The sequence below is a fragment of the Rhodopirellula baltica SH 1 genome (assembly GCF_000196115.1).
In the GTDB taxonomy this organism is placed as follows: domain Bacteria; phylum Planctomycetota; class Planctomycetia; order Pirellulales; family Pirellulaceae; genus Rhodopirellula; species Rhodopirellula baltica.
The window spans coordinates 2,397,353-2,412,055 of the sequence record NC_005027.1 but is presented as its reverse complement, the minus strand read 5'-3'; the positions used below and the strand labels follow the sequence as shown (position 1 = coordinate 2,412,055).

The 14,703-nt window shown below is 55.3% G+C and carries 9 protein-coding genes; 4 read left to right on the top strand and 5 right to left on the bottom strand.

The features are described 5' to 3' along the window. Positions 1-57: 57 nt before the first annotated feature. The 3 genes from RB_RS09375 to RB_RS09365 form a co-directional block, all read right to left on the bottom strand. On the bottom strand, positions 58-5,355 hold the full coding sequence (locus RB_RS09375; protein ID WP_011120047.1) for a hypothetical protein: 5,298 nt from the start codon (positions 5,353-5,355) through the stop codon (positions 58-60). Beyond that, the gene (locus tag RB_RS09370) at positions 5,352-6,245 is read right to left on the bottom strand and encodes a DUF4132 domain-containing protein (RefSeq protein WP_164921775.1); all 894 of its coding nucleotides are present in this window, start codon (positions 6,243-6,245) and stop codon (positions 5,352-5,354) included. The genes RB_RS09375 and RB_RS09370 overlap by 4 nt, the downstream gene beginning before the upstream one ends. A 209-nt stretch (positions 6,246-6,454) precedes the next feature. Beyond that, a complete protein-coding gene (locus RB_RS09365; protein WP_164921774.1) occupies positions 6,455-6,880 on the bottom strand; it encodes a DoxX family protein in 426 nt (141 codons plus the stop codon). 49 nt (positions 6,881-6,929) lie between these two features. On the opposite strand from RB_RS09365, the gene RB_RS09360 reads away from it, so the two are divergent. After that, entirely contained in the window at positions 6,930-7,172 is a 243-nt protein-coding gene (locus RB_RS09360; protein WP_164921773.1) for a hypothetical protein, read from the top strand. After that, positions 7,156-8,166: a 3-keto-disaccharide hydrolase gene (locus RB_RS09355; protein WP_164921772.1), complete on the top strand. Its 1,011-nt coding sequence runs from the start codon at positions 7,156-7,158 to the stop codon at positions 8,164-8,166. Before RB_RS09360 ends, RB_RS09355 begins: the two co-directional genes overlap by 17 nt. Before the next feature lie 285 nt (positions 8,167-8,451). On the opposite strand, the gene RB_RS09350 is transcribed toward RB_RS09355, so the two are convergent. Continuing rightward, positions 8,452-10,515, bottom strand: a complete 2,064-nt coding sequence (locus tag RB_RS09350; protein WP_231846351.1) for a hypothetical protein — start codon at positions 10,513-10,515, stop codon at positions 8,452-8,454. A 298-nt stretch (positions 10,516-10,813) separates the two neighbouring features. Between RB_RS09350 and RB_RS09345 the strand changes: the two genes are divergently transcribed. Further along, positions 10,814-11,782: an alpha/beta hydrolase gene (locus tag RB_RS09345; protein ID WP_164921771.1), complete on the top strand. Its 969-nt coding sequence runs from the start codon at positions 10,814-10,816 to the stop codon at positions 11,780-11,782. Positions 11,783-11,909: 127 nt separating this feature from the next. Next, positions 11,910-14,258, top strand: coding sequence for a glycosyl hydrolase family 95 catalytic domain-containing protein (locus tag RB_RS09340; RefSeq protein WP_011120038.1), 2,349 nt, complete (start codon positions 11,910-11,912; stop codon positions 14,256-14,258). A gap of 258 nt (positions 14,259-14,516) precedes the next feature. Here the strand turns inward: RB_RS09340 and RB_RS09335 are convergent, their stop codons facing one another. Next, entirely contained in the window at positions 14,517-14,699 is a 183-nt protein-coding gene (locus RB_RS09335) for a hypothetical protein (RefSeq protein WP_007326927.1), read from the bottom strand. Between the last annotated feature and the right edge of the window lie 4 nt (positions 14,700-14,703).

Genomic DNA, 14,703 nt, shown 5'->3' with positions numbered 1-14,703 from the left:
GTCATGCGTCGTCACGCTGCACGACCGATTGGTAGTGCAGTGTCGATCAAGCGATCTCTAGCCCGGCATTGCTTCTTCGTACTTGGGCGTGTCACCATCCTCGATCCGTTGCCAAGCCTTTGCGAATTGATCGGGGAGTGTTCGCGGGCACACAATCAGGCTCGCGTATCCGCCTCGCAGGGGTTCTGAATTGGTGTACCCAAACAGCGGTAGCTTCCACGTTTCGATTGGCAAGTTGGGCAGTTTCAAGGCTTCCCATCCACCTGGCAGGAACACGTCGCGACCGGCGCGGCTGCGTTTGGCGGACACAACGTACTCGCCCGCAACCAATTCCTCGCTCGCTTTTTTGAATCTTGCTGTGGTCCAATCATTCCAAGATTTGATGTTGACGGCGGTGCAATCGGGAAGGGCCAGGAGTTGCAAATACAACGTCGCCGCATCCTCGCTCAACTTGCATTTCTTTGCTGCGACATTGACCGTTTCGGGAGACGAGACTCGAGGGTCCTGCTCCCATGCTCCAACCGTCAGAGTCGGTTGCCGGTTGTGGTCAGCGATTCGCGTCATCTCATCACTTCGCATGATCTGTGTGAAGTCGGCGAAGTGCAGATGTCGGGTTCCGTCGGTTTCCCAATCGAACGTCAAAGCAGCCGCTACGTGCAAGGCTCCTGCGTCCGATTCGTTCTGCAATTGAGCGGGCCGGAACCACATATCCACCGCCGGTGGCAAGATCGCACCCACGACCAGTCCGCTGTCAAAGGTGTGGAAACCACCCGGAGCAGGTTGGCATTTCGCAATCATGGTGGAAAACGTTTCGATGGTGCCCTCCACGTCCGTTTCTTGATCTGCACGGTAAGGCTGTGTCCTGCTGCACCCCATCGGCAAGGCTGTCTTTGGGTTGAGCAAGTGGTCTCGGACCGCATCGATCAGTGCAGGGATTTTCGTTCGTGCTGGATCGCCATGAGGCAGGCTGTAGTTCAGGTAGCGAATGGCAGCCGGCAAGATCGGCAACGCTTCTCCCAACGAGAACGTCAAAGGCGGATTCAGCGATCCTTCTAAAACTTCTCGATGTCGTTGTTCGTTGTACCCGAATTCAAGTTCACGTGTCATCAGGACAGGGGAACTCAACGGGGCAGCCAAAAATTCGCTGAACAACTTGATGTCGAAACGGAAGTAACCGCCACGCAAGTTTTGCAATTGACCGATCACTTTTGTCGGCAACTGGACACTGGCCTTTTGGGTTTCTTTCCAAGCTTCCACCATGAAATCAAAGCAGCGATCGATGTTTTTGCCGAGAGCTCCCGCGCAATCACGGCGACATCCATTTGCAAGAATGGACAGGGGGACAGGATCAGCGTCAGCGGCTGTCACGGCAGTCTTGATTTCGTTGACCTTCCAACCGTAGTGGGCTCGCAGTTCTTTGGTCAGCTTCTCTTGCCCGTAATGGACGGTTCGGAAATTGGCCATCCATCCCAGAGCAACTTCAATCGGCGAGACTCCCAAGGTTTCGGCAGCGTTCGCCAGCTTTTCTGTTGAAACGAGTGGCAAGGTTTCGACGTTCGAAACGGCTTCGAGAAAGTGCCGAACGGATTTTCCCGTCCATCGTTTTCGCAGCGGTGCGGAATCGATGATCGCATAGGACTTCGGCGGTTTGGGCTCACCCGACTCGCTATAAGAAAGCACCACGACTCGATCGGCCATGTAGCTATGGATTTTGTAAGCCAGATGACGAGTCTTGCCTTCGATGAACGCGACCGCGCGATCATCATCCAGGCCTTTTCCCGCTTTGGCGAGTCTCTTCGCGACCGCTTCATCGGGAACCTCGGCGACATGGACGACCATTTTTCCGGGGAGGTCCAAAATGCCGCAGTCCGCGACGAATCGCAGGGCGTCTTGATAGGGACCGGCAATTCGTTGCTTCGGTGGCACACCGTCGTCGGCGCCACGATGAGCGTTGTCCCAGAACGCCTTCCAAGCGGCGGAGGCGGCATCGTCGATCAGGCCGAAGAAAACGCCTTGTCCGCGAGGCTGCTTTTCCACTTCACCTCCCGCGAAAAATTTGGTCGCGGCGACCAATTGCTCAGGGGACAACGCATTCCGATGGGCACCATACGAACTGGTCGGGACCTGGATGGAATCGAGCGGGATTTGCAACTCCGTCAGCCCGTTTCTGACAGCTTGATCATTCAGCGGGTCGGCCGCCGTTTGAGTGCTGGCCAATTTCTTGGCTTGTTTGGCATCATCGGCCGTTCCATCCACCTTGCTGATGAGCTTGTCGAGTGAAAGTTTCTCAACCGCAGCAATGCGTGAGATGCGAGCAATCCCCTTCACCAAACGCGGTGGCGCTTTCGCGAGAAATTTCTGAACGGCTGCGGCACCAGCTTCGCGATTGGGATCGGGGCTTTTAGGGTCCACCTTGGTCTTCAAGGCTTCGTGTTCAATGGCACCTGCTTCGAAGAGTTGCTTGGCCTGTTTCAGACTGATCTTGCGAAGTTTGGCGGAGCTTCCGGCGCTGCGAACTTGATAATAGTGATAGAACAGCGTGGGCAGCTTCATCGGTTGCCCCTCGCAATACCGTGTGACGTTGCCGGAAAGGTTGGCGATCTTCATCCCGCTGTCGGCATCGACCAATTCTTCTCCATTGGAAACATACCAATGTGAGTCGGTCGCAGGCTTGTCAATGATCGCTGTTGCGAACGTGATGCCACCTCCTTGTGCCGGAGGGCTGGACAAGACAATTTCTCGTCCGTCGATGCCGCGACTTTCATAGCGATGATCGCGTCGCTGAACGACACGAAAGCCAAATTTTCCATCCGCCACTCCAAGAGGCGATTGTTTGATTTCCGGAGGAGCGGGCAGCCAATGTGACATTTGCCAATTCACCATGCCTCCATGAGGTGCCTGGTCTTCGAACCAGGGCGGAATGCTATCGCGAATTGGCTCGCCAGTGATCGGATCGATTTCTTGTAGGCTCGCCGTTGGCTTGTTTGGAGTGTCATCGGATGAGTCGAATTCGTTCCACACCTGATACCGATTCTTTAGCGTCCAAAATCGCTCACCATCCGAGAACCAATGTTGCGAGGAGGGAAGGGATTGATCACCGGGCCTCAAAACTCGGCTTCCGTAAAACACTCCACCATCGTGCGGCAGAAGCATCTCGATATCCAAACCATAGAAGTATTGGTCTGTCTTCTGCCCCTTTCCACCTTCACTCAACCATGCAATCTGGTTTTGGTAGCCTGCACTGGTGTCCTGCAAACCGATGACTGCGTCATCACCGACCGGAATGATTGTTTGAACGTATTGATCCTTGCCAAGTTGAAACTCACCCAGTGTCCGGTGGCCTGTGGGACCGATCGATTCGACCTTTCCATTGACCAGCAACGTGACGAAGGGAAAGCTTGTGTCGACAACAGCGTGGCGTCGCGAATTCACTGGGAGTGCTTGTTCGTCACCGAAGGCGTCCAACGCTGGCCACCCAAATTCATCGAGCACACCGGCGGCGAGAGTTCGTTGCAGAACTGCGACCATGTCAATCTTTTTGAGCCGCTTTTCTAGTTCAGGGAATTGTTCGCCCGTGGTGGATCCTGCGCACCTGACCAATGCGTTCAGGCTGGTCTCAGCGTCGTACAAACCGCCCTGTTCGAGTTTTTGCAGATGGTTGTCGAGGAACCGCCACCAAAGTTCTCGCACGGCGTCATGGTTCGCCGCCGCCTGTTCGAAACTGCGTTGGGCCGCGAGAGTGCGTCCATAACTACGCCGCTCACGAACGCTGCCGGTGAACGTGACCAGTTCAGGAAACGCGGAGTAGACCTTGGGCCCAAATCGTTCATCTGCAATCAGGTGCGACAGTTGCGAGTTCCGGCGTTCATGATCGACCTCGGCTCGCAACCATCCTTCGAAACTGATCGCTCGGTGCTCATGGAATTGGCCGATGGGAAGTTTCAGTTCCAGCATCCATTCCAATGCGTCTGCGTCAAGCACTCCACCGTAGTAACCTCTTCCATTGAGAGGGATCGGCACGGCCTCGTCTCGAATCGCATCTGCGGCGAGCGAGATCAAATCAAACAGTCGTGGTTGGGGAGATGTCTCAACGGATGCGAGTCGTCCAATCCAACCGGCTCGGCCGCCGGGAATCTCGACCCCGGCAGGCAATTCAGAAGCGGGCTTTCCGAGCAGAGGCAGCACGTTCCATTCGTCTAACAAATTCAACCATTCCCACACAGGACTGTCACCTTGGTAGGAAGCTTGCGGGTCGGTGTGCGCCAGCAACCAAACACCGAACGCATCATCCGCAGCGACCAGACGCGCAACGTTCTTTTTCACTGATTTCCAAAATTGCATGGAAGTCCGTGACATTGCCGGGGACGAAATCACGTTCTGCAGAAACGAGTCGACCTCCTCGTGGGGGTTTCTGCCCGCAGCCTTGGCGAATTTTGCCAGGTCCTTTGCCGCGGTTGCCATTGGTGGCATTCCGCCCATGGTCCGCCGAACCATCAGGTCCATCAACGTTTCGAAGGCTTCCGCGGGAGCGAACTGATTCGCGAGGTCGCGTGTGTATTCGGACAACGCTTTGCCGGAAAGACAACCGCTGAGCGTGAACTCCAGCACGGCATCTCGGCGTCGGTGTGGATCCACATCCAGCGCATGAACCCGCTCCGCTTCCAACGCTTTGCCGATCGCGCGGCCGGCGTAGGTTGTGTTGCCGAGGTCTTTGTAAATGCGAGCGGCCTCTTCCCAAAACGGGGGCAAAAAATGGCGGACAGAACGATTCAGTTCACCCGCCATTTCCACGAAGGAATCCATCGCATGTCCCGGCTTCGACTTCGCCTTTCTAGCCGCTGCTTTGATGCGTTTGACCAGATCCAAGGCATCCCTGGCGTTTTCCGGGTGAGTGATCAAGGCCCAACTTGCAAAGCCCATTGCCTGGCGACTTCGCAACGCAATCGGCTTGCTTTCACCGTCAGGTTTTAGCCCCAAGTATTCCATCGCCAGATCTTCTGCCGGACCCAGGCGATCAGCACTCAGTCGCACCACAACTTGGTCGCCCAGAGCTGCGCCAGTGTACCGTCGCGCCACAACCTTCTCGGTCGCATTCGTGTCGACTTTTGAATGGACGTGAACCATTCCGCCGGCAGCCAACTGCGCGTCCGTACGGATTTGCTCTGCGGAGCGTTTGGCAACGGGTTTCTTGGAGACAGGCTTCTTCCCTGCCTTGGACTGGGTGGTGCCTGGCGCCGGAGCGGTCTTCTTTTGAGTTGCTTTTTTGACTGCTTTGGGTTTCGTGGTTGCTTTGCTAGGCGAAGTTTTCGTGGCGGCTTTGGTGGATTGACCGGATTTCTTTTTTGCTGGGCTCATGCTGATTCCTCCGGTGAATCTTCCACTTTTCGCTTCGCGTAGATTGCTGCCGCCATTCGAACACCTTCGCTGAACGTGACTGCGCCGAGGTCGCCGATCTTGACTGCTTTTTCACCTTCGTCGACGAACACCAATTGGCCCGTATAGGTTTCGGATTCAGGGTATTCGTCCCCAACGAAATAGCGGGCTTCTGTCATGGTTTCGTTTTCCCAAACCCGGCACGTCGCGTAGCCGCCACGAACGGGGTACCCCAGTCGTCGACAGTGAGACAACGCATAGTTCAGTTGCTCAAACACTCCGTCGGCGTAGTCGCTGATCGATTTCAAACTCGCTTGTGTCGGTGTGGGTTGGTTAACGCTTCGATAGAGCTGATCAACGGTTTGGGAGATCGCCAGGTCACCGGCGAGTTCGCGAAGATCTGCGAGGTCAGCAATCAGAATGGGATGGGGAACCATCACGCCGGTTGATTTGTGCCACTGGGTCTCGCCATCCAGATCGATGACACCAAACCCGCGTTTTGAGTCGACGTCGCGTAGCAGACCAGTTTTTTCAAAGTTGGGTTCCCCATTGGCGTCGACCGGTGCCACCACAAGGTTTTCAAGGCTCTCCCGCCAGATCGCGTCCGCCCAAACTTCTTGCAGCACCTCGCAGGGGACCGGCAGCGACCGAAGCATCCAGCGTTCAACCGTGTGTACGCATTCGCTTCGATGTTCGTCCAACCATTCCGCGAGCGCCTTGAGAGATTCAGCCGCGTCGGACTCTTTCAACCATTTCGGCAGGGACGCAAGCGTTTTGCCTTTTGGGTTTTGGCAAACGAGTTTGCCGGAGCAAAGTCCGATTTTGTAATCACGTTCCCCCGGTACCCAAGCAATCTCCGATTGCGCAACCATTCGTGCGTTCTCCCCGCGATGAAGACATGTCCGTGCCAGAAATGATTCGCTCATTCTGCCACGGCATTGAGACCGCGTGTTGTAACGTCACGGAATGATTTCCTATTTTGACAATCGCATTTGTGCTCGCTAAGGAATCAATTGCTTTCGCGGATCATCGACAAAGCTGGATATGTCTCTGTAAGCCGCTTGCAGTGGGCCGGGCCGAGTTAACTTTTTCTCGGTTCGCTTTGTTTGGATAGTACTTGGTCGAGGGACCATTCGCCGGGGCCGGTGATGAAAATCACGGTGTAGACTGCGAGGTAGACCGCGGCGAGTTCTTTGGCCTTCCAAGGGTCGCTGCCGTGAACCAAGAACAAGGCGACGAACATCGTGAAAGCGAGCCCCGAAACGGCGACGCGTGTTCCGAGGCCGAGAATCAATAGGATCGAACAGCCGACTTCTGTGGCGATGGCACAAACGAGGCTCAATTGATGTCCCATGCCAAGCGGGTCGGGGAATCCTTCCGAGATCGTTGAGAACCCTATGACTTTTTGCAGGCCGTGAACCAACATGAAGCAGCCGAAAGCGACGCGAAGGGCGAGCAAACCATAGGAAACTTGCTTGGGTGAGCCGAGGAGGATTCGCTGTTTCATTGTCTTAGGTTGGATTGGTGGCAAGTTCTCGGTTGTTGAGCGATTGCAAATGAAATCGCTGTTCCAAGATGCATTCCGCCACTTGTTCCTGTTTTGGGGCGAGGTGAATTGGTGCGGTCTTTGTCCGCGCGACGTGACTTGGCGGGTGGACGCGTGTTTGGCAATGTCGGTGACGAGTTTGGCTTATGATTGCGTTCGTTCAGGTGGTGAGATATTTGGCGGCGAGTCGGGTTGTTTTCTTGCTTTTTCTCTCTCGTTTACTTTGCAAGATTGTGATGAAGCTTCTTTCTGATGCTTGTTTGGCCGGCGTAGTCGTGTTCTTTGGCTTCGCGGCATTTCTGGTTGGGACGGTTCATGGCGAAACCTTTCCATCGAGGTTGCTTGGTGATTGGTCGCTGGACCTGTCTACAGGTGAACCGGCTTGGATGAGAGTGGAAGAGCAATCTGGCAAACCAGTTGTGTCGCTTCGAATCTATGTTGGTTCGCTGGGCCCCTTCCATGATGTCGACGTCGTTGATGGACGTGTCAAATTCGACATGGCTAAAAAGTCGAAAGGCAAACGCGTGAGCACGACTAGCGTGAACGTCGGATTGGTGAACGGTGAGTTGGATGGTGTGATGGTGAGAACACATGCAGAACGGGAATCGGATCGCGTGACGTTCACGGGGACGAAGATCTCCGGGATGCCTGCGGATCGTCCGGACCTTTCCAAGGTTCAGTTCGGACACCCAATTGCCCTTTTCAATGGCAAGGACCTGACCGGTTGGGTCACTCATGAGCCGGATAAAACGAATGGCTGGTCTGTGGTCGATGGCGTGCTGCAGAACAACACGCCGAAGACCGATTTCAGTGCGACCGGTGACCACGCCAATTTGAAGACACTGGAATCGTTCGAGGACTTTTGGTTGCACCTTGAATTTCTCGTTGAGTCACAACGCAATAGCGGCGTTTACTTGCGAGGCATGTACGAGGCTCAAGTGGTGGACCGTGACAGCCGGATGCAAGGCATCCAAGGGGTGGGGGCGATCTTCGGCGAGATTGCCCCAGCGAAGAATGCGGGGCGAGCTGGAGGCGAGTGGCAAACGTACGATATCACTTTGGTGGACCGTCACGTGACCGTGGTGCTCAATGGCCAGAAGGTCATCGACAACGAACCGATTTCTCGACCGACCGCGGGGGCGATTCAAACCAACCCAGATGAGCCAGGACCGATTTACCTGCAAGGCGACCACACCAACGTCTCATATCGCAATTTGTATTTGGCCCCGGTGATCAGTAAGGAATGATGAATTCACTCGGACCATCCAAGCGATGAATCAGTGGAAGGCGTACCGCCGACTTGTACGTGAAAACAGTCTCAAAAGGATGCTTCACCGAGTTCGTCGATTGGCGGTCTTGGCACAATCGAGTTCGGGTGGGATTCGGGTGAATGGATGGGGCCCAAGCGCTGATGCAATCAAGTTACCTCGGGCGGCATCCTGACATGCGGCCGTTGGAAAGAATGAAGCGGGCCCGCCAGGAGAGTTCTTCTGGCGGGCCCGCGATTGTGATCATGGAAGCGATGTCAGCGATCAATTTCCACCGAGTGCACCGCCAATTGCTTCGCCTAGACTTTTTCCGCCTAGGTTGGCTCCGCCGGAATTCCCTCCGCCGCGGACGCCACCGCGAACGTTGGGCGTTTTGGGGGTACCGGGCAAGTTGCCGCCCGCCCGATTCAGTGCGTCACCGATTCCGGGGACGCCGCCACCTTGGCCAGGAGTTCCTCGACCAGCGTCACGATTGCCGCGTGTAGGGATTTCAGGAATGCCACCACCGCGGTTGGTGCGTGGTTGTCGAGTTGGCCAGTCGTCGGGACGTTGTGGTCGCGCTCGTCCTTCTTGCCGAAGTTGTTGCAGACGATCTCGCATCTGATCTTGCTGGCGGTTCAGTTCCTGGTTCAATCCATCAGGCACGCCATTTGTCGGCGAACCGTTCGCCGGCAAGTTATCGGTTGCGCGTGGTGACTGATTGTCTCGAGCGCCTTCCAGCCGTTCGCGGGCGTTTCGCGTTTGACCTTGGCCATCGTTGACTCGTTCACGAAGCTCTCCGATCGCATCGTCGGTTGCTTCTCGCGATTGTCGTTCGAGGCGTTCGATTGGATTGCCGTCTCGCTCATTCGTTCGCGCCCGTTGATTCGAGCGTGACCGTAGGTTCGTCTCTTCATTCGCATTTCGAAGCACTTCGGGCAATTGCAATCGTGCGTTTGTATCGACGTTCGCGTTGGCGGAGGCCTCGGAGTTATCCGTTTCCGCATCAACATCGGTTTCCGAACGCGAGCCGACTTCGAATTCTCGACGGCGATTGATCAGATCATTGGTCGTTTCGCGAATGTCTCGCCGGAAGTTGTCCAGTACGGAATCGTTGATACGTTGCAAATTCAAGCCAGAACGCTCGTCGTTGACCAGACTGTTCATGCTTTCAGCGATCGCTGCCACTCGTAAAATTCCTGAATCCAAGCCATCGGTGTTTTGAGCGTTGGTTTGAAGGAAGCGACGTTGGTCAGCTACTGTACGAGGCGGTCGGAATCCGTCATTCTTCGAGAAGTAGTCATAGCGACGGTTGATCCAATCCAGCGTTCTTGAGTTTTGACCGACACCGCGGGCGGAATAGTACGCGTACAGTGGGTCATAGGAATTTCGGCGTTGCGAATAGTTGATCCACGGGTAATACGAATTGGAGTAGTTGCTTCCGTAGTAGTCACCAAAGTAGTAGCGGTTGGTGTTTGAACGCAGGAATAGGTTCACCAGCAACGCCGACGTTGTATCCAGAGCGTACCGTGGTCGGTAGACATAGTTTGGTTGCGTGTAGGTGCGTTGCCGGTAGTAGACCGGTGTGAAGACGATGCCTCGGTCAGGCAAGTCGTAGTCCCAATATCCGTTTCGATAGACGCAGCCACGCGGTGTCCAGTAGTACTGCGACGGAACCCAAACCCAGTTGGGTTGAGCTTTGGCCCAGTACCCTGGTTGCCACTGGTAGTCGTTTGCTTGATAGGTCCAGTGGCCCGGGACATAGAAATGGTTTTCACTGGGGGCAGGAGCTGAAGGACCTTCCTCAACTGACTCCGATGGTGCTGGCAAATAGGCAACCTCGCGAGCGTTCGATTCAGTCCAGAAGCCATCAACCCAGCGGAAACCGTTGGAAGCTTCTTCCCAATAGCCAGCTACCCAGCGACGATTCGGAGGGGTGTCTCGCCACACTCCGCTGATCCACAAAAAGTCTTCTCGCTCGTCATCCCAAGCCCAGTATCCGGGGATCCAACGCACATTGTCTCCGTCCGGCCGATACTCCGGTGGCAGCTCGTCAATCGGCTCGGGCGGCTGCTCGCTGATGATAGGGTTGGGTTTGGGATCGCGTGCATAAGGATCCGCGAAGGCTTCGTGCAATGGGCCGCGGGTGAGGTAGTCAACTCCCTCTTCATCCGACGTGTTGGATGCTTGCATCTCGGACCGGGACGAGTCTTCATCGAAAGACTCAATACCAGCGGGGATGGGCGTGGGTGGCTGCGCCCAAGAAGTGATCGCTCCAAGGCCAAACAAGGCAGCGGTCCCGACGGCCAAGCAGTGGGTGGCACGGCGGTGTCGTTCGATTCGTCTCATTGAGTTCATCCAAGTTGTTTGTGGGGGGGAGAGCAGCGAATGCTTTCACGTTGTGCGTGATTGCGCTCACCACTCGTTGGGGAAGAGTAGGTGGCAGGCAGCCATGCAAAACCTGGGGTGCCAAATCAATGAGCGAACCGAGCAAAGGTTGTACCGAAGAGCGCTGGTGACGGAGACGATGAAGATGGGATGGATCGATCTCGCGGAGGACCTTCGACACTCGCACGCCGTATCGGGTAGAACTACGGAACTTCTATGTTCGACACATACACGGTTCCGTTTTTTTCTGCGAAACAAAATGATTCTTGCTCAATCCATTCTTCGAGCTGGTTGTTTTGCTGCCTGCTTCACCGGAGCGGTCGCTGCACAAACGCCCAAGGCGGTCGTTAATCCCGAGCCAACCGAAACCGGGATCTCGTACGGCGATCATCGCAAGCAACAATTGATGTATTGGAAGCCGACCAGTCGCTCGGATCAGCCCACACCGTGTGTCTTTTACATCCACGGCGGTGGATGGCGTGGTGGATCGCAGACCGATGCAAACTTGATGGGGATGTTGCCGCAGTTACTTGATTCGGGGATCACCGTGATTTCTGTTCAGTATCGATACATCCAAGATGCTTTGGCCGGGCATGTCACGCCGCCGGTGAAAGCACCCATGACGGATTGTGCTGCCGCGTTGCAGTTCGTGCGCTATCACAAAAAGCGGTTTGGCATTGATCCGGATCGAATGATCGCAGTGGGGGGATCCGCCGGTGCATGCACATCGTTGTGGTTGGCGTTGCACGATGACATGAAAGATCCATCCAGTGACAATCCAATCGCACGCCAGTCCACGCGTCTGATGGGGGCCGCTGTGATCCGTCCGCAAACAACGCTTGATCCAAAACAAATGCGAGAGTGGACCCCGAACAGTTGGTACGGAGGGCACGCGTTCGGTCAGTTCGCGGAAAAGGGTGACAAGAAACCGGTCCAGTTCGCGAGGTTCTTGGAAGCGAGAGAAAGGTTGCTGCCGTGGATCAAGGCCTATTCACCAATCGAGCACGTGTCATCGGATGACCCTCCGATCTACATGTTTTACAGCGATGAACCCAAGATCGGTCAGAAACAAGGTGATCCAACCCACACGTCTAATTTTGGCGTCAAGTTGCAGGAGAAGCTCCGGGAGTCAGGCGTTGAATGCGAGTTGCATTACAAGGGAGCTGATGTGGAGCACTCTACGGTACTGTCGTATTTGCTGGAGCATTTGGCGGTGAACCCGGATTGAATTTGCAAGAATGATTTGCGTCGACGATACAGGCGATCGCAACACCGTCAAGGTTTTCGGTAAAGGCCTCTCGAGTGCTGGCGGGTGTGGTGTGTTTTTTCTTGGCCGCGATTAACATCAGCACGGTGTGTTGACTGTCTCTGAATTGTCGCCCGAAGTGATTGCGTCTATGAATCCGCCCACCGCTCGTCATCAAGTTTTGCTCGTTGTTTCCATTTGGTGCGGGTTGTTGGTTGGTTGTGGTTTGATGGGCGGTCAAACGGGATCTGCTCAAGTGACCGGTGAACATGAAATCGACGAAACGCGTCCCTCGATTTCACTGGACAACCTCGTTGATTGGCCCGCGTTTCTCAAACAATGCGATTGGCATCGTGACACGATGTCGCGTTCATGGGACGAGGCACCGTTCACGGGAAATGGAGAACAGGGCACGCTGGTTTATCAAGTGGATGATCGGACGGTTCGGTTCGATGTTGGTTGTTCGGCTGCTCACGACCATCGACCATGGCAAGAAGACGATTTGTCTGAAAAGCATGTCGAAGTGCTCAACCGCGGACGGCACTTCATCGGACATCTTGAACTTCGATTGCCCGCGGACATTTCCGGTGGAGCGTCTCGCATCGGGTTGTGGAACGCCGAGGCCAGCGGGACGATCCAAGCCGCCGAAGGGGATGCGAAGTGGACTGCGATTGCCCACGCGACCGAACCGGTGATTCATTGCGAACTGCAAACGACTGGTGAGCTGAGCGATGCCAAGTTTGTTTATGTTCCGACGTTAGCGAAAAGCCCCAGGGCGGTTCGAGCGAAGGCGGAACGAAAGGCTTCGCATCCCACGCCAAAGATCATCGAAACAGACGACGGAATTCAATTGGTCGTCCAGGATTTGGTGGCCGGTGGCCAGACCGCGGTCGCATGGACGACGCAGCGTGACGCCGATCGGACACAGTTGTGGTTGAGTGTCCAGCACTCGTTTCCGGAGTCCGATGCATCCGATCGTGTTGTCGCGGCGGTTCGGTCGGCGATGAGTGCTGATCACGAGAGTTGGATCGGAAGCCATCGCGAATGGTGGCACAACTACTACTCGCAAAGCTTTCTTCAGACTGGGGATCCGTTTTGGGATTCTTTCTATTGGATCCAGCAATACAAGCTTGCGTGCGCCACTCGCGATCGAGGTTGGATCATTGATAACCAGGGGCCTTGGTTGCAGCCGACGGCTTGGAGTGCGACTTGGTGGAACCTCAACGTGCAGTTGTCTCACGCGGGCGGGTACACGGCGAATCGTCGCGGGACCGTTTCAGCGCTTCGTCAGAAGTTGCACGATAACCAAGAGCGTTTGATCGAAAATGTTGCGGAGCCATACCGCCATGATTCATCAGCGATTGGGCGATCGTCATCGGGATGGGATCTAATCGCCCATGCGGGGCAGCCTGGGGGGCGTCCCGAGATGGATCCAAAGATTGGTGCGGAATGCGCCAATTTGTTGTGGGCGTTGCACAACGTTGACCTGGAGTGTCGGTATTGGGCTGACGATTCGATCCGTGATGAAACCTTGTATCCCTTACTGACTCGGGCGGTTAATTATTACCGGCATTTCTTAGAACCCGACGTCGATGGAACGCTGCATCTTCCGCGGACCTTCAGTCCTGAATATCGATTGGCTGAGGATTGCACGTATGACTTGGATTTGTTGCGTTGGGGGATCGACCGATTGATCGAGCTTGCTGAAGAGAAGCAGTTGTCCGTGGAAGACGAACCGTTGTTGCCGACGTGGCGAGATCTATCGCAAAACTTGGTAGCGGTGCAAACAAACGAGACCGGCCGAGCGGTTGGCAGAGACGTTTGGTTGACCAATGGGCATCGACATTGGTCTCATTTGATGGCGATCTACCCGCTGCGAACAATCACTCCTCGCTCGGAAGAAAGCCGTGAATTGATCGAGCGGAGTCTCAATCATTGGCGTTCGTTTGGCCGAGGCATCGCTGGGTATTCCTACACCGCCAGTTCTTGCATGGCGTCACTGCTGGGCGATGGTGATTCCGCACTGGAGTACCTTGAGAAACTGCGACCGTACTTGCGTCCGAACACTTTCTATTCAGAGATTGGTTTGCCAGTGATGGAGACTCCGTTGCATGGTGCGACGGCGATGCAAGAGATGATGCTGCAAAGTCATGGTGGAAAGCTGGCAGTCTTTCCCGCCGTGCCAACTCGTTGGCCTGATGTGAAGATGGTGCGTTTTCGTGGTGAGGGTGGGTATCTTGTCAGTGGCCGCATGGAAGCTGGCCAATGTCGATGGGTATTGATCGAGTCCACTGTCGGCGGGGACGTCGATGTGTTGCTGCCACCGGGGACTTACAAATGGAGCAAGAACGGTTCGCTCGCGACCGTGCGGGATGCTTCAGGTGCCTTGCCACTTCATACAGTGAAAGGCGACCAATTGCTCGTGTGGCTGGCGGATAAACCAGTGCGCGTGAAGTGAATGGTGGGTAGCGTTTGGGCAAGACGCCCAGTCGACTGTTTCAGCAGAAGGTAGCTGACGGTCATTACCAACCGTTCCGCAGCCCGAAGCGGTGCGCCTCTCGCAATTGTCGTTGCGATCGTAAGGCTGGTGAAGTGTTTGGTGCGTTGTTGCTTTAGTGACTGGTTGTAAGATTGCGGCTGCTGGTTGCCATTCAATGCAAAACGCCGACCAAGGATGGCCGGCGTCTTGTCATTTCATTCGATCGTCTTCAGAAGACTACATTTGCGGATCTGGTGGTGGATCCATGTCCGCGTTTGCGGCTTCCGGATTGTTATCCAGGTATTCTTGGATTTGGTCCGGGTCGGACGATGGACCGGATTCTGATTCGCCGCAGCCGACTGCCGTTGCGATGAACGCAAGCAGTGCGAGAGCGAGAAGGTTGGAGGTGGCGATTCGCATTGGA

Coding starts and splice junctions, on each gene's coding strand:
- RB_RS09360 (WP_164921773.1), top strand. CDS start 6,930: ATGAAATCGCTGTTCCAAGATGCATTCCGCCACTTGTTCCTGTTTTGG.
- RB_RS09370 (WP_164921775.1), bottom strand. CDS start 6,245: ATGGTTGCGCAATCGGAGATTGCTTGGGTACCGGGGGAACGTGATTAC.
- RB_RS09375 (WP_011120047.1), bottom strand. CDS start 5,355: ATGAGCCCAGCAAAAAAGAAATCCGGTCAATCCACCAAAGCCGCCACG.
- RB_RS09350 (WP_231846351.1), bottom strand. CDS start 10,515: ATGAGACGAATCGAACGACACCGCCGTGCCACCCACTGCTTGGCCGTC.
- RB_RS09355 (WP_164921772.1), top strand. CDS start 7,156: ATGAAGCTTCTTTCTGATGCTTGTTTGGCCGGCGTAGTCGTGTTCTTT.
- RB_RS09365 (WP_164921774.1), bottom strand. CDS start 6,880: ATGAAACAGCGAATCCTCCTCGGCTCACCCAAGCAAGTTTCCTATGGT.
- RB_RS09345 (WP_164921771.1), top strand. CDS start 10,814: ATGATTCTTGCTCAATCCATTCTTCGAGCTGGTTGTTTTGCTGCCTGC.
- RB_RS09335 (WP_007326927.1), bottom strand. CDS start 14,699: ATGCGAATCGCCACCTCCAACCTTCTCGCTCTCGCACTGCTTGCGTTC.